Source organism: Roseateles sp. GW821-FHT09G03, assembly GCF_059416045.1.
Genome location: NZ_JBWKOK010000001.1, coordinates 1573327 through 1588741 on the forward strand (window position 1 = coordinate 1573327; position 15415 = coordinate 1588741).

The 15415-nt window shown below is 69.4% G+C and carries 11 protein-coding genes; 8 read left to right on the plus strand and 3 right to left on the minus strand.

The genetic code is table 11. From position 1 onward, the window contains the following. The gene (locus AC07OZ_RS07060) at positions 1-1950 is read left to right on the plus strand and encodes a bifunctional 2',3'-cyclic-nucleotide 2'-phosphodiesterase/3'-nucleotidase (protein WP_495466428.1); all 1950 of its coding nucleotides are present in this window, start codon (positions 1-3) and stop codon (positions 1948-1950) included. Positions 1951-2096: 146 nt separating this feature from the next. Here the strand turns inward: AC07OZ_RS07060 and AC07OZ_RS07065 are convergent, their stop codons facing one another. After that, on the minus strand, positions 2097-2402 hold the full coding sequence (locus AC07OZ_RS07065; RefSeq protein ID WP_331614553.1) for a flagellar basal body protein: 306 nt from the start codon (positions 2400-2402) through the stop codon (positions 2097-2099). A gap of 309 nt (positions 2403-2711) precedes the next feature. Between AC07OZ_RS07065 and AC07OZ_RS07070 the strand changes: the two genes are divergently transcribed. Further along, complete coding sequence (locus AC07OZ_RS07070; protein WP_495466429.1) at positions 2712-4964, plus strand: TonB-dependent receptor; 2253 nt, start codon at positions 2712-2714, stop codon at positions 4962-4964. A 156-nt stretch (positions 4965-5120) separates the two neighbouring features. On the opposite strand, the gene AC07OZ_RS07075 is transcribed toward AC07OZ_RS07070, so the two are convergent. After that, positions 5121-6050: a GGDEF domain-containing protein gene (locus AC07OZ_RS07075; protein WP_495466430.1), complete on the minus strand. Its 930-nt coding sequence runs from the start codon at positions 6048-6050 to the stop codon at positions 5121-5123. 101 nt (positions 6051-6151) lie between these two features. Beyond that, positions 6152-7609, minus strand: coding sequence for an exodeoxyribonuclease I (sbcB, locus tag AC07OZ_RS07080; RefSeq protein WP_495466431.1), 1458 nt, complete (start codon positions 7607-7609; stop codon positions 6152-6154). Between the two features lie 152 nt (positions 7610-7761). Between sbcB and AC07OZ_RS07085 the strand changes: the two genes are divergently transcribed. The 6 genes from AC07OZ_RS07085 (at position 7762) to AC07OZ_RS07110 (ending at position 15330) form a co-directional block, all read left to right on the plus strand. Further along, positions 7762-8646: a CPBP family intramembrane glutamic endopeptidase gene (locus AC07OZ_RS07085; protein ID WP_495466432.1), complete on the plus strand. Its 885-nt coding sequence runs from the start codon at positions 7762-7764 to the stop codon at positions 8644-8646. A 138-nt stretch (positions 8647-8784) separates the two neighbouring features. Beyond that, positions 8785-11244, plus strand: a complete 2460-nt coding sequence (locus AC07OZ_RS07090; protein WP_495466433.1) for a penicillin-binding protein 1A — start codon at positions 8785-8787, stop codon at positions 11242-11244. A gap of 96 nt (positions 11245-11340) precedes the next feature. Beyond that, positions 11341-12183, plus strand: a complete 843-nt coding sequence (locus AC07OZ_RS07095; RefSeq protein WP_495466434.1) for a transporter — start codon at positions 11341-11343, stop codon at positions 12181-12183. A gap of 82 nt (positions 12184-12265) precedes the next feature. Beyond that, complete coding sequence (locus AC07OZ_RS07100; RefSeq protein WP_495466435.1) at positions 12266-13288, plus strand: ribonuclease T2 family protein; 1023 nt, start codon at positions 12266-12268, stop codon at positions 13286-13288. Between the two features lie 99 nt (positions 13289-13387). Then, positions 13388-14596, plus strand: coding sequence for a M48 family metalloprotease (locus AC07OZ_RS07105; protein ID WP_495466436.1), 1209 nt, complete (start codon positions 13388-13390; stop codon positions 14594-14596). Next, on the plus strand, positions 14593-15330 hold the full coding sequence (locus tag AC07OZ_RS07110) for an energy transducer TonB (RefSeq protein WP_495466437.1): 738 nt from the start codon (positions 14593-14595) through the stop codon (positions 15328-15330). The genes AC07OZ_RS07105 and AC07OZ_RS07110 overlap by 4 nt, the downstream gene beginning before the upstream one ends. The last annotated feature ends 85 nt before the right edge of the window (positions 15331-15415 follow it).

A 15415-nucleotide genomic window follows, 5' to 3' on the forward strand; every position in this document is an offset into this window, starting at 1 on the left:
ATGCGCAAGACGTCGACGCGCCCCCTCGCGGGGAAGGCGCTGGGGCTGATCGCCCTCGCCGGCCTGTCCCTCCTGTCGATGCCGCTGTCCGCCGCGGAGCTCAAGCTCCGCGTGCTGGAGACCAGCGACATCCACATGAACCTGCTGAACTACGACTACTACCAGGACCGCCCGGCCCAGGAGTTCGGCCTGGCCAAGACGATCACGCTGATCCATCGCGCCCGCGCCGAGGCGCCCAACAGCCTGCTGTTCGACAACGGCGACCTGCTGCAGGGCAATCCGCTGGGCGACGTCGTCGCCCGCGTGAAGCCGCTGAAGGCCGGAGACGTCCACCCCGCCTACAAGATCCTGAACCTGCTGGACGTGGACGCCGCCAACCTCGGCAACCACGAGTTCAACTACGGCCTGCCCTTCCTGCGCCAGGCCATCGCAGGCGCCAACTTCCCTTACCTGAACGCCAACGTGATGGAGGCCGACGGCCGCCGACATGCGTTCACGCCCAGCGTGATGCTCGAGCGCACGATGCGCGACGAAGCGGGCAAGGACCATGCGCTCAAGATCGGTGTCGTCGGCGTCACGCCGCCGCAGATCCTGGAGTGGGACCGCCAGAACCTCGCCGGCAAAGTGAAGGTGCGCGACATGGTCGACGCCGCTGCGGAGCAGGTGGCGGACCTGCGCAAGCGCGGTGCCGATCTGGTCGTCGTCATCGCCCACACCGGCATCGACAAGACCGAACTGCCCAAGCTGTCCGAGAACATGGCGGCCCAGCTCGCCCGCGTGAAGGGCGTGGACGCGCTGCTGCTGGGCCACGCGCACACCGAGTTCCCGGGGTCAGGCTTTGCCGGGTATCCGGGCGTGGATCTCGCGAAGGGCCGGCTCTACGGCACGCCCGCCGTCATGCCGGGCCGCTGGGGCGATCACCTCGGCATCGTCGACCTGACCTTGAAGCAGACCGGCAAGACCTGGCACGTGGCGGACAGCCAGTCCAGCCTGCGGCCCATCTTCGACCGGACCGCGCGCAAGCCGCTGGTCGACGCCGACCCGATGCCCGCCGCCGTCATCGCCGCCGAACATCAGGCGACGCTGGACTACGTCCGCAGCCAGGTCGCGGTGGCGGACCAGCCGATCCAGAGCTACTTCTCGCAGGTGCTCGACGGCACCGCGGTGCGGCTGGTCGCGCAGGCGCAGCTGGCCTACGCGCTGAAGGCGGTCCAGGGCACGGCGCTGGAGAAGCTGCCGATGCTGAGCGCCGCCGCGCCGTTCAAGTCCGGCGGCCGCCAGGGCTGGACGCAGTACACCGACATCCCCGCCGGACCGGTCGCGATCAAGCATGTGGCCGACCTCTACGTCTACCCGAACACGATCAAGGTCGTGAAGCTGAGCGGCGCCCAGGTGCGCGACTGGCTGGAGATGTCCGCCGGCCAGTTCCGCCGCATCGATCCACAAGGGCCGGCGCAGCAGGACGTCGTGGACACGAGCTACCCCAGCTTCAATTTCGACATGATGCTGGGCCAGGACGGCGCCCTGCGCTACGAGCTCGACCTGACGCAGCCCGCGCGCTTCGACAAGGACGGCAAACGCGTCGGCGACGGGCAGCGTGTCGTGAACCTCACCTGGCGCGGTCAGCCGCTGGACGAGCGGGCGGACTTCCTCGTCGTCACGAACAACTATCGGGCCTATGGCGGCGGCCACTTCCCCGCCTTGGCGGCGGACAAGGTCGTCGTCGACGCGCCGGACGAGACGCGCGAGGCCCTGGCCCATTTCCTGGCGGCACAGCCGTCGCTGAGCGCGGCGGTCGCGGCATCGTCCTGGCGCATCCGGCCCGTGCCGGGCGTGGCGATGCAGTTCGTGTCGGGCAACGGCGCCACGGCGCACCTGAAGGACACACCGCAGGTGAGCCTCGTCAAGGACAACGGGGACGGCTCGTCGCTGTTCGAACTCAAGCCCTGACCTGCGGCCCGGACTGCGCCGAGGCGCCGGCTTTCGCCGAGCGCTTCGGGAATGACTCCGGGAATGACTCCGGAAATGACGCCAGAAACGACAACGGCCGCTCGAAGCGGCCGTTTGTCATTGGGGAGGAAGCCCTGGGGGAGCGATCAGACGTGGATGTCGAGCAGCGCGCCCTCGGCCCGGATCTGCGTCTGCAGCACCCGCAGGTTGCCGACGAAGGCGTAGGTCGCGGACTTCTGCTCCACGATGTCCGCCGCGAGGTCGGCGCCCGGCTCCGGCAGCTTCTCGACCTTGGTCGTGACGCCGTTGCCGTCCTCGGCCGTCTGGGCCTCGATCCGCTCGCGGCGGTAGCCCGGCGTGGCGGCGTTGGCGACGTTGTTCGCCGAGGCGCGCAGGCGCTCGTTGGCGGCGGACATGCCGGACAAGGCGGTCGACAGGCTGACGTTGGACATGGCGTTTTTCCCAGGATCCCGGCCTCAAGCGACCAGGTATCCCGCCGTCTTCGGCACTTCCCCGCCGATCTTTAGGGTGGTCTTTGGAAAAGAAATGAATTTCCGGCGCTTTTTTCCGGACCGGATACGCCCGGGTTTCCCCTCAAAACCACGCCCGACGCCCCATCCCGGGGCCATCCGGCCACCAAACGCCCGCCCGAACTACCTCGGAAGGGGTGTTTGCATCGCCGTACGTGACGACCGCATCAGACAGGCCTGGCGCTTCCAGATAATGCGAAACATTCTTATCTGCGAACTCTTCTCATCGCCATGTCGTCCGTCGCTCTCCGACCTGCCCTCGCGCCTTTGGCGCTCGCCCTGACCGCCGCGCTGCACGGCGGCGCATTCGCCCAGTCGGCTCCGCAAGCCCCGGGAGCGGCAGCTTCGGCGGCAGCAACGGCCGCTTCCACGACGCAACTGCAGAAGGTCGTCGTCGAAGCCAGCGCGGACGCCTCGCGCGGCGGCCTGGTCAAGTCCTATGCCGGCGGCCAGGTGGCGCGCGGCGGCCGGGTCGGCCTGCTCGGCAACCAGGACATCATGGACACGCCGTTCAGCACCACGGCCTACACCAACGAACTGATCCAGAACACGCAGGCGCACAGCGTCGGCGACGTGCTGCTGAACGACCCCGGCGTGCGCGTCGCCCGCGGCTTCGGCAACTTCCAGGAGAGCTACTTCATCCGCGGCTTCATCCTGAATTCCGACAGCGTCGCCTACAACGGGCTGTACGCCCTGCTGCCGCGCCAGTACATCTCGGCCGAACTCTTCGAGCGCGTGGAAGTGCTGCGCGGCGCCTCGGCCTTCCTCAACGGCTCGACGCCCAACAGCGACGCCATCGGCGGCTCGATCAACCTGCTGCCCAAGCGCGCGCCCAGCCTGCCGCTCACGCAGATGACGGTGGGCACGGCCAGCGGCGGGCAGACCATCCTGGCGGTCGACGTGGCGCGGCGTTTCGGTCCGGACAACGCCACCGGCGTGCGCGTCAACCTGGCCTCGCGCGCCGGCGACACCGGCGTGGACAAGGAAAGCGTCAACCTCGGCATGGCCTCGGTCGGCCTGGACTGGCGCGCGCGCGACGTGCGCCTGTCCGCCGACGTCGGCTACCAGGATCACAAGCTCAAGCGCACCCGCACCAACGTCACCCTGGGCGCGACCGCCACCGCGGTGCCCACGGCCCCCGACAGCGAGGCCAACTGGGCGCAGCCGTGGAGCTACTCCAACGAGCGCGACCTGTTCGGCACGCTGCGTGGCGAGGTCGACCTGGACCGCTGGCTGGGCACCGGCTGGACCGCGTGGTTCGCCGCGGGCGCGCGCAGCAGCGACGAGGCCAATTCACTGGCCAACCTGACCCTCACCAACAGCACCACCGGCGCCGCGACCACGTCCCGCTTCGACAACACGCGGGAGGACCGCGTCCGCACCGGCGAGGTCGGCCTGCGCGGCCTGCTGACCACCGGTCCGGTGAAGCATGAACTGGTCGCTTCGGCGAACGTCTTCCGGCTCGACAAGCGCGCCGCCTTCGGTGTGTCCACGACCGCCGCGACGCCGCGCCTGATCCCCACCAACCTCTACGGCGAAGGTTCCGCGCCGCTGCCCACGCTGATCTCGATCAGCAACCGGCTGGAGGATCCCGCCACCACCGGCATGACCCGCCTGCGCAGCATCGCCGTGGCCGACACGCTGGTGATGCTGGACGACGCGCTGCGCGTCACGCTCGGTGCGCGACACCAGTCGCTGGACCTGCGCACCTACGCCTACAACACCGGGGCGCCGGGCGCGCCCTACGACCGCAGCAAGACGAGCCCGATGGGCGGCGTGGTGTTCAAGTTCAGCAAGTGGCTGTCCGTCTACGGCAACTACATCGAGGGCCTGACGCAGGGCGACTCGGCGCCGTCGACCGCGACGGCCGCCATCGGCAAGGTGCTGGACCCCTACCTGTCCCGCCAGAAGGAAGTCGGCCTGAAGGTCGATGCCGGCCGCGTGGGCGGCGGGCTCGCGTTCTTCTCGACGGCCAAGCCGCGCGGCGTCGTGACGAGCACGCTGGGCTTCGAGGCCCAGGGCGAGGACCGGCACCAGGGCATCGAGCTGACCGCCTTCGGCGAGCCGATGCCCGGCCTGAAGCTGCTGGGCGGTCTGACCTGGCTGGATGCCGAGCAGAAAAGCACCGGCGTCGCGACGACCGACGGCAAGCGCGTCATCGGCGTCCCGCGCACGATGCTGAACCTGGGCACCGAATGGAACGTGCCGGGCGTGCAAGGCCTGTCACTCGACGCGCGCATGATCGCCACGGGCAGCGTCTACGCCAACGCGACCAACACGCTGAGCGTGCCGGGCTGGGGCCGCGTGGACCTGGGCGCGCGCTACGCGCTGGACTTCCGCGGTCACCTGGTCACGCTGCGCGCCCGTGTCGACAACGTGGCCGACCGCAACTACTGGGCGTCCTCGGGCGGCTTCCCGAACAGCGGCTACCTGGTGCTCGGCACGCCGCGCACGGTCAGCGTGAACGCCTCGTTCGAGTACTGAGCCGGCAGCCCCACGCCCACCACGAGTCCTCTCACGAGGGCAGAGGCGTCACTGGGCCCGGAATAGGGCTTGAGGGTCCTGGAGGGAGCCCTCATGCCCTGTGATGGGCCGCGCCTGGCGTTGCGGAGTCCGGGAGACTCCAGCAGTCCGGAAGCCTCACGCCCCCGCCAGTTCCTCGTAGCTCCCGCTCGAGATGAACACACGGACCGAATCCCCGCCAGCGGCCTTGGCCTCGGTGCAGGCCAACTGCCCCGCGCCGAGCACCGCATCCACGGTGTCCAGCGACGGCTGCAGCTGCACCACGCCCAGGCTCGCCTTCACGCGCGCCCGGTGCAGGCCCCAGCGCAGCCGATAGCCGGCGATCGAGGAGCGGATCTTCTCCGCGACGATCTGGGCGTAATGCTGGTCGCAGTCCGGCAGCAGCACGACGAAATGGTCGTTCTCCAGCCGCGCGACGGTGTCGGACGCCCGCACCTTGGTGATGAGCATCTGCCCGAGTCCATACAGGAAGTGGTCGGCGACCTCCGCCCCCATGCCCTGCTGGATCTCGCTGAACTTGTCGATGTCGACGAAGAGCACCGACACCGGCTCATGCCGGCGGCTGCCGACGTGTTCGGCCAGACGGCGTTCCATCTCGCGGCGGTTGGAGAGCTCGGTGACCTCGTCGTGCTTGGCGGACCAGGTCGGCTGCAGCCGCTGCTGGCGGGCGGCGGTGACGTCATCGAGGATCCACATCGACTCGCCCGCGGGCTGTTCCCAGTGCACCGGCGTCGCCTGCAACCGGCCCCAGAAGCGCGAGCCGTCGCGGCGGACGAATTCGACCTCCTCGTCCAGCGGCCGTCCCGCGCCGAAGGCGGAGCCCATGCGGGCCTGCAGCGCCTGGTGGGCCGAATCCGACACGACCGACGCGCGCTGGTCGGTGCCGGTCAGGTCGGTCTCGTCGCCGTGGCCGAACAGGTGGTTGAAGTGCTCGCTGACCACCTCGAAGCGGCCGGCGGCCACGAAGGCCACGGCCAGCGGCGCCCGCACCAGCATCGCCCGCATGCGGGCGGCGATCGGATCGGCGGCGTCGTGTTGGGATTGCATGTCGTCTCCTGGCGTATGGCAGAGGTGTACCCGTTTTGCCCGGTCCTGGAAAGCCCGGAGACAACCCGGTTCCAGGGAGTCCGGGCGGGCCGTACCGGAGCTCAGGGCGGTGGAGGAGCGATCTGTTCGGCCCACTCGTACAGGGCGGACAGGATGTCGGTGGCGCGCTCGTCCTCCGACTCCTCCGCCGTCTGGGCCAGCGTGTCGATGCGCTCGAAGAAGGCTTCCAGCGTCTGCGCGCCACCCTCGCCCAGGTGCAGCCGGGCGGCCCGGTGGTGCTCCCAGCGGGCCTGCTCGTCCGTGGTCAGGCTGTCGGGGAAGTTGCGCGCGCGGTAGCGGAACAGGATCTCCTCCAGCCGCGCGTCCTCGAAGGCGACCTTGCCCTGCGCCACGCGGTCGGCCAGCGACTCGGGCGACAGGCCGCGCAGGCGCTCCAGCGAGCGGCGGTCGTCGTTCGAGACGAAACCGCCGTACAGGTCCTCGTCGACGTCGACGCCGCCCTCGCCCGCCGGGCGCTGGAACACCTGCGGCCACAGCCGCGCGAGTTCCCCGCCGCGCGTCGCCAGCGTCTGCGCATGCGCCTGCCCCTGCGCGAGGTCCAGGCCCCATCGCGCCGCCATCTCGGGCGACAGGATCTTCATCGACGAGATCACGATCGGCGACTTGTTGACGTGGATGGTCTTGATCGGCAACCGCGTCACGCCCTCGGGCAGCAGCTCCTGCTTGGTGTACATCCGCAGGCGGATCGCCTCGGCGTCCAGCGCCAGCAGCTCGGCCGGATCGCTGCCCAGGTCCCAGACGATCAGCTCGTTCTTGTTGGTCGGGTGCGGCGCCAGCGGCCAGACCAGCGCGATGCAGCCGCGCTCCGTGCCGTACATGCCCGACACGTGGAGGAAGGGCCGGTTCATGCCGATCTCCGCCCAGACGGCGTCCTTTCGGCGCAGCTTCAGGCAGAAGTCCCACAGCCGCGGCTGCTTGTCCTTGATCAGGCGGGCCAGCGCGATCGTCGCGCGCACGTCGGACAGCGCATCGTGCGCCGCCTCGTGGGCCAGGCCGTTGGCGGCGGTCAGGTGCTCCAGCTTGAAGGACGGGCGGCCGTCCTCGTGCTTCGGCCATTCGATGCCTTCCGGACGCAGCGCGTAGGCGCAGCGCACGACGTCCAGCAGGTCCCAGCGGCCGCAGTCGTTCTGCCATTCACGGCCGTAGGGATCGATGAGGTTGCGCCAGAACAGGAAACGCGTCACCTCGTCGTCGAAGCGGATCGTGTTGTAGCCCAGCCCGACGGTTCCGGGGCGCGACAGCTCGGCGTGGATGTCGGCGGCGAAGCGGTGCTCGGCCAGGCCCTGCTCGGCGCAGGTCTGCGGGAGGATGCCCGTCAGCAGGCAGGACTCGGGATCGGGCAGCGAATCGGTGGGCGGCTGGCAGTACACCATCAGCGGATCGCCGATCTCGTTCAGGTCCGCATCGGTGCGGATGCCGGCGAACTGCGCCGGCCGGTCGCGGCGCGGCACGCGCCCGAAGGTCTCGTAGTCGTGCCAGTAGAAAGTCATCTCGTGCATGGGGCGGGACGATACCTCAGCGGGGCGGCGGCGCTGGGGAGACGGGGCGGCCATCGGGCCAGGATCCCCGCCCTTCGGGAGGCCTGGCGTCCGCTTCGCGGATACTGCGGCGCGATTGCCCCTGACACCCAACCCCCGCCCCCCTGATCCCGATGCCGCTCAGCCACCTGCTCCTGTGCCTGTCGATCGCCGCGACCCTGTTGCCGGTGCGAGCCCCCTGGCCCTGGCTGTCGCTGCTGATCATGGCGGTGACCGCCGGGCTGGTGCACGGCCAGCTCACCATCGCCGCGATGGTGCCGGTGGCCGCGCTGGCGGCCCTGGCCTGGATGGCGATCGAGGCCCGCCACCGCCCGCGTCGCGAGGCGGCGTTGATGCTGCTGATGCTGGTGATCGGCTTCGCGCTGGCGCTGCACCTGCTGCCGGGATTCCTGAACCCGACCTACCTGGCCACGACGTCCGACGCCCGCCCGCCATCGCTGAAATACCTGAACTTCGACAAGGGCGTCGCCGGCATGCTGATGCTGGCGGTGCTGGCGTCGCAACAACGCAGACGGTCGGAAGGCATCGCGTCGACATCCTCCCCCGACGTGCCGGGAGTTCGAGGCATCCCGGGCTTCTGGCTCTGGGTGGTCCTCGCCGCGACGCTCGTCCTGCCCTGGCTGCTGGCCGTGATCGGCGGCATCGGCCGTCCGACGCTGCGCTGGCCGGACAACGCCGGGCTGTACCTGGCCGCCAACCTCTTCCTGACCTGCGTCGCCGAGGAAGCCGCCTTCCGCGGCGTCATCCAGGGCCTGCTGGCACGCCGGCTGGGCTCCGACCTGCGCACCCTGAACGGCTGGCTGCCGGTCCTGCTGGCCACCGTGCTGTTCGGCCTGGCCCATGCGCCGGGCGGCACCCTCTACGTGGCCCTGGCCATGCTGGCCGGCCTGGGCTACGGCCTGGCCTACACGCTGTCCCGCCGCATCGAGGTGGCCATCGGGCTGCACTTCGCGCTCAACGCGCTGGTCTTCCTGACGCTGGACCTCGGGCACGGTTGATGCCCTGGGGGCGAGGGATTCCGGCCCATGTGCATCGGCCGTGTGTCTTCTGTGTACGGATTGTTGCCGTGCGCACCCGAGCCGGGACAGCCCCGGATGTCTGACGATAATCCGCCGACTTGAACTCGTGCGCCCCGCATGCAGCAGATCGCTCAAATCGCCCGCAACATCGCACTGTCCCTGGCCGGATTCTTCCTGGCGCTCTGGCGCCGCACCGCGCCGATCCGGGACTCGCTGCGTGAACTGCCCACCTGGAAGCGCATCGCCGTCTGGGCGGGCGCCGGCGTGCTGGCCCTGACGCTGCTGGTCGCCGGCGTGGCCGCCGTCATCTGGCCGGGCCTGCCCGACCTGGACCGCCTGACCGACTACAACCCCAAGCAGCCGCTGCGCGTCTATTCCGAGGACGGCCAACTGCTCGCCGAGTACGGCACCGAGCGCCGCAGCTACCTGCCGCTGGAGAAGATCCCCAAGCAGATGCAGCAGGCGCTGCTCGCGGTCGAGGACACCAACTTCTACGACCACCAGGGCGTCTACGTGCCCGGGATGATGCGGGCGTTCTGGGTCAACCTGTTCTCGTCCTCGCGCAGCCAGGGCGCCTCGACGATCACGCAGCAGCTTGCACGCGACCTCTACCTCACGAAGAAGAAGCTCTACACCCGCAAGATCGTGGAGATCCTGCTGGCCTTCAAGATCGAGAGCCAGCTGTCCAAGGACAAGATCCTCGAGGTCTACATGAACCAGATCTATCTGGGTCAGCGGGCCTACGGCTTCGAGGCGGCGGCGCAGGCCTACTTCGGCAAGTCGCTCAAGGACCTGTCGATCGCGGAGACGGCGATGCTGGCCGGTCTGCCGCAGAGCCCGTACCGCGCCAATCCCATCACCAACCTGAAACTGGCGCAGCGCCGCCAGGCGACGGTGCTGATGCGCATGGTCGACGTCGGCATGATCACGCCGGAGCAGGCGAAGCAGGCCCGCGAGGAACCGTTGAAGCTGCGCACCGTGCAAGACCAGCGCCTGCCCTACGGCCAGTACGCGACGGAGATGGTGCGCCAGGTCGTGCACGCCCAGTACGGCGAGGAGGCCTACAACCGCGGCCTGCGCGTGACGACAACGCTGCGCATGGACGACCAGATCGCGGCGTACAAGGCGCTGCGCCGCACGCTGATGGACTACGAGCGCCGCAAGGCCTGGCGCGGTCCGGAAGGCGACGTGGACCTGCCCGACGGCATGGACGCCCAGGAGCAGGACGCCGCGATCTCTCAGGTGTTCAACGAGCATCCGGACAACGACGACCTGCGCACCGCGGTCGTCACGCAGGTCGGGAACAACAAGCTCCAGGCGAGCCTGTCCGACGGCGACGACATCGAGATCCAGGGCGAAGGCCTGCGCTCGGTGCAATCGGCGCTGTCGCCCAAGGCCAAGGCCGACCTGCGCATCCAGCGCGGCTCCATCATCCGCGTGCTGCGCGGGGCGCCGACCAAGGCGTTCCCCAAGGGCGCCTGGGCGGTGACGCAGTCGCCGGAGGCCGAGGGCGCGCTGGTGTCGGTCGAGCCCGACAGCGGCAAGATCCTGGCGCTGGTCGGCGGCTTCGACTTCAACCGCAACCAGTTCAACCACGCGACGCAGGCATGGCGTCAGCCGGGCTCGAGCTTCAAGCCCTTCATCTACTCGGGCGCGATGGAAGTCGGCGCGAGTCCCGCGACGCTGGTCGACGATGCGCCGATCTCGGTCGGCGACTGGAATCCGCGCAACTCCGACGGCAACTTCGACGGCCCGATGACCTTGCGCCAGGCGCTGGCGAAGTCCAAGAACATGGTCACGATCCGGGTGCTGGAGCAGCTCACGCCGGCGCGCGGGCGCGCCTGGGCGGCCAAGTTCGGCGTCGACCTCGAGAAGCAGCCGGAGAACCTGACGCTCGCGCTCGGTTCGGGCTCGGTGACGCCGCTGCAGATGGCCAGCGCCTATTCGGTCTTCGCCAACGGCGGCTACCTGCTCAAGCCGCTGCTGGTGACCAAGATCGTGGATGCGCAGAACCAGGTGCTGTTCCAGGCGGAGCCGGAAAAGCTCACCGACGACCGCCGCGCGATCAGCGAGCGCAACGCGTTCATCACCGGCTCGCTGTTGCGCGAGGTGGCGATCCGCGGCACCGCCTACAAGGCGAGCGCGTCGCTCAAGCGCTACGACCTGTACGGCAAGACCGGCACGACGAACGATGCGGTGGACGCGTGGTTCGCGGGCTTCCAGCGGCGCGTCGCGACGGTGGTCTGGATCGGCTACGACCAGCCGCGCAGCCTGGGCGCGGGCGAATCCGGCGGCGGCATCGCGCTGCCGGCGTGGATCGACTACATGCAGGTCGCGCTGAAGGACATCAAGCCCTCCGAGATCGAGCCGCCCAAGGACGGCGGGCTCGTGCAGGAGGAAGGCCCATTCGGCCCGGACTGGGTCTTCAGCGAGTACGCGGGCGACGCGGGGCTGAAGACGATCGGTCCGATGCCGCCGCCGCTGCCGGCCTCGGACGCGGCCTCGGGGCCCGCGACGGGCGCCTCGGGCGTGCCGCCGTCCTGGTGGATGGGCGGCGACCGCAGCGGCGGGCAGTGACCGATCGCCCCCGGTCAGCGATGATCACGGCGGCCACGGAACACTCGGCGACCACGATGAACTCGACGTCGAACTGACGCGGAGGAGAGACCTGCGATGAAGACCGACACCTTGTCCGGAGGCTGGCTGGCGGGCCTTCATGTCGCCGTGCTGGCCGCCCTGGCCGCCACGCTGGCCGCCCTCGCCGGCCCTGCCTCCGCGGCGGATGGCCCCGACGACGCGATCGAGCCCGACCAGCCGGGCATCGTCGAATCGAGCAGCACCGTCGGCAAAGGCCGCGCGCTGCTGGAGACGGGCCTCGGCTACCAGCGCGACAAGAGCGACGGCGTGCGCAGCCGGCTGTGGTCGACGCCGACGCTGCTGCGTTTCGGCTTCGCCGAGGACTGGGAGTTCCGCGTCGAGACCGACGGCTACCAGCGCCTGCGCGCATCGGACAGCAGCGGGACCGCCAAGGTCAGCGGCTGGGCCGACACGGCGCTCGGCGTGAAGTGGCACGTGCAGGACGGCGACGCCGAACGCAACAAGCCCGGGCTCGCGTGGCTGCTGAACGTGGACATGGACAGCGGCTCGTCCGCCTTCCGGGGTCAGGGCTTGCGTCCCTCGCTGCGACTGACGTCGGAATGGGACCTGCCGCACGACTGGTCGGCCGGCGTGATCGGCGGGCTGTACCGCGACAGCCGCGATGACGGCAAACATTTCGTCGGCGGCATCCTCGGCGCATCGCTGGGCTGGCCGATCGCGGAGGCGTGGAAGGGCTACGTCGAAGTCGCCGGCGACCAGCTCGCGTCCAACCGCAACGGCGGGCGGAGCATCTCCGCTGGCACCGGCGTCACCTGGCTTGTTGATCGCCGGCTTCAACTCGACGCGTCCATCAACCGCGGCCTGACGAAGCAGACGGCGGATTGGGTGCTGGGCGTCGGCGTGTCGATCGGCTTCTGACGCCTCGACGAGCCACGGTTCGTTCCCGACGACGTCGAGATGACGTACAAAGCCGGCTGTCCCGACAGCATCGATTGACACCATGCGCCTCGCTCTCCGAATCGCCGCCTTGTCGCTGGTGATCAGCGCCCTGCCCTCGGCCTGGGCCGATCCCGCGAGCGGCACCTTCACCGCCTCGCGCGCCTGCGAGGCCTTCCAGTCCTTCAGGAAGAGCACCAACCCGGACGGCGCGAAGCTGTCGCCGGGCACGGGCTACACGATCCTGGAGTCGCACAACGCGGGCTGGACGCGCGTGCAGGTGCCCGGTGCGCGACCGCCGGAGCGCTGGGTGCAGAACGACTGCGGCGCGGCCGCGGGCGGTGCCGCGCCGTCGACCTCGACCGCCACATCACCCGGCGCCCGCGCGCCATCGGGTGACACCGCCACGGCGGCCACCGGCCAGGGCATGTGCAAGACGCCGGACCAGTACGACAGCTTCGTGCTGGCGATGTCGTGGCAGCCCGGCTTCTGCGAATGGACGGCGGGTGGCCGGCGCGGCAAGCCCGAATGCGAGGCCATGGAGGACGGCAAGCTTACGGTGACCAACCTGACGCTGCACGGCCTGTGGCCCAACCGGCAGCAATGCGGGATCAGCTACGGCGACTGTGGCAATGCGCCGCTGAGCCTGTCGAAGGAGACGGTCTCGTACATCGGCCCGTGGATGCCGAACTTCCTCTACGAAAAGGGATTCGGCGAGCACGAGTGGCGCAAGCACGGCACCTGCCAGACGACGCTGAACCCGGACGCCTACTTCCGCCGCGCGGTCGATCTGGTGAAGCAGTTCAACGATTCGGGCGTCGGCAAGTACATCCGCCAGAACATCGGCGGGGCGATCTCGCGCAAGACCTTCTACGAGAAGCTGCAGGCGGAGACCGGCAGCGACGCGTACCGCGACAGCGTGAAGCTGATGTGCTCGGGGCAGTACCTCACCGAGATCCAGGTGAAGCTGCCGCGCGACTACAAGGCCGGTGGCACGCTGAAGCAGTTGCTCGGCGATCAGCCCAGCGGCAGCGGCGGCGGCACGTGCCGCCGGGATGAGATCCGGATCGAGGCGAGCGGGCGGTGACACCGCCGGGCTCATGCCCGGCGAGGGCGCGCCCTACTGCAGCCCGATGAACGCCGCTTGTATGCTCCACGTTCAATAGAACGATGCAGGGAGTGAGGCATGGCCGCGGCCATCGAACCGTCGTCCACGACGGCCATCGGGCGTTGGGAAAGCGTCCGCCGACAGTTGGGCGAGCGCCTGTCCAGCGATCTGCTGGAAGAGGTCTCGCGGGAAGATCTGGTCGCGACCCGGCGCGCTCGCGCAAGGTGGTCCGGCCGACTCGCGCTGGCCTATCTGCTGGCCCTGCTGGTACATGGCGCCGGGCTCGCCGCAGGCGTGGCCGGCGTGCTGCTGCTGACCGGTCCCTGGACCCACGTCTTCATTCCGCTCGGCGGCGTGGCGCTCGTGCTGCTGTGCATCGCCGCCCGTCCCCGACTCCCGCGAGCGCCTGACCATCTCCTCACGCGCGAGCGTTTCCCCGCGCTCCATGCGTTGAGTGACCGGATCGCGGCCGCGCTCGGGGCGCGGCCACTGGACGGCATCGGCGTCTCCGCGGACTTCAACGCCAACTATCGCGTCGCCGGCTGGCGGCGGGAGCGTTACGTCGAGCTCGGCAGCCCGTTGATGGCGATCCTGACACCGGCCGAGCAGGTCGCCCTCCTCGCCCATGAGCTGTCGCACGGCGTGAACGGCGATCCGTTGCGCGGTCAGTTCCTCGGCCATGCGGTCGACACACTGGCGGCCTGGGGAACGGCAGCGCGTCCGCTCGACATCGGACAGCTCGGACGGGGCATGGCGGCGGGACCGATCGTGTCGCTGGTCGGACTGCCGTTCGAACTGGCGATGCTCGGCGTTTCCGAACTGCTGTTCGCGGCGGCCCGCGGCATGCTCTGGCTGGTGATGCGGGAGTCGCAACGCGCCGAATATCTCGCGGACCTGCTGGCGGCGTCGGTCGCCGGTTCGACAGCGATGCGGGGCGTCCTGGAGAAGACCTATCTGCACGAGGTTGTCGACGCCGCCGTCCGCGTGCATGCGCTGACCAAGCCGCATGACGCGATCGAGCCGGCCGTGCGATCCGCCGTCGCGGCGGTCAGCGATGCCGACCTCGACGCGCATCGCGCGGCCTCCCGATCGGGGTCCTGGCGGACGGACGCCAGTCATCCGCCGACGGCGATGCGGGTCGATCAATTGCTCCGCCGCGAGGATAGTGCGCCGACGGTCATGTTGCTGCCCGCCGAGGAACTGGCGCTGGCTGAAGAAGTCAGCCGCCTCCTTCAGATGTCGCAAACCACGCTCGTCGGGCGAAAGCTCGAAGCGATCTACGGATGAGCAGACTCTTCCCATTCTGGCTGGTGGCCTGTGCGACGGCGCTCGCAATGACATCGGCGCACGCGGGCGGAACGGACGTTCAGAAGCCGCTCCACTGCGACCGGATCTTGCGGCCGCATGCACCGATCGATGCCAACGGCCAGCGCGTGTCCGGCGACATCACGGTCGATGCGCGCTTCGTCCGCGGCCGCGTGGATACCGTCGATTTCCGGGACGGGCGGGCCGACCTGCTGCTGGCCGCGCAGTCCAAGCTGCGGGAACTGCGTTGCCAGAAGCTCGCCGAGCCGCGCACGCTGCGGATGACGCTCACCTTCTCGGGCGCCGAGCAAGACCTGTCCCCGCCCTTCAAGGACGGTGGCAACCTCGTGCAGGCCCACAACGCCTTCATCCGCGAGCACTTCCCCACGCGTGTCGATGCGCTGATCCCCCTGCCAGCGATGGATCTCGATGCCTACGGGAATATCGCCATCCTCGACGACTCGCCGGTCGAACTCGACGCGGAGGTCATGCTGTACGCCGGCAGTTTCAGGGTCAAGCTGATGTTCCTCCTCAACACCGACGGCACGGCCTCCGACTTCCTGGTCATCTCGGAGGCACCGAGCGCCTTCCACAAGCTGTGCATCGCGGCCATGAAGCGCTCCAGGTTCTCGCCGGCCACCTACGCCGGACTGCCGCTCGCCGTGATCGTGGAACGGGAGTTCGAGTTCAACTTGGAGGATGGGCTGGACATCTGAGGCCCGTGCCGCCTGGCGCCGTCGGCGCGCTTGATCGGATCGGCACCAAACCTGATCGCCGCCGCACGACCGGCGTGAGGCTTGC

Bases quoted from the DNA above. Each gene is read 5' to 3' on its own strand.
- AC07OZ_RS07060 (WP_495466428.1), top strand. From the start codon at position 1: ATGCGCAAGACGTCGACGCGCCCCCTCGCGGGGAAGGCGCTGGGGCTG.
- AC07OZ_RS07065 (WP_331614553.1), bottom strand. From the start codon at position 2,402: ATGTCCAACGTCAGCCTGTCGACCGCCTTGTCCGGCATGTCCGCCGCC.
- AC07OZ_RS07070 (WP_495466429.1), top strand. From the start codon at position 2,712: ATGTCGTCCGTCGCTCTCCGACCTGCCCTCGCGCCTTTGGCGCTCGCC.
- AC07OZ_RS07075 (WP_495466430.1), bottom strand. From the start codon at position 6,050: ATGCAATCCCAACACGACGCCGCCGATCCGATCGCCGCCCGCATGCGG.
- sbcB (WP_495466431.1), bottom strand. From the start codon at position 7,609: ATGCACGAGATGACTTTCTACTGGCACGACTACGAGACCTTCGGGCGC.
- AC07OZ_RS07085 (WP_495466432.1), top strand. From the start codon at position 7,762: ATGCCGCTCAGCCACCTGCTCCTGTGCCTGTCGATCGCCGCGACCCTG.
- AC07OZ_RS07090 (WP_495466433.1), top strand. From the start codon at position 8,785: ATGCAGCAGATCGCTCAAATCGCCCGCAACATCGCACTGTCCCTGGCC.
- AC07OZ_RS07095 (WP_495466434.1), top strand. From the start codon at position 11,341: ATGAAGACCGACACCTTGTCCGGAGGCTGGCTGGCGGGCCTTCATGTC.
- AC07OZ_RS07100 (WP_495466435.1), top strand. From the start codon at position 12,266: ATGCGCCTCGCTCTCCGAATCGCCGCCTTGTCGCTGGTGATCAGCGCC.
- AC07OZ_RS07105 (WP_495466436.1), top strand. From the start codon at position 13,388: ATGGCCGCGGCCATCGAACCGTCGTCCACGACGGCCATCGGGCGTTGG.
- AC07OZ_RS07110 (WP_495466437.1), top strand. From the start codon at position 14,593: ATGAGCAGACTCTTCCCATTCTGGCTGGTGGCCTGTGCGACGGCGCTC.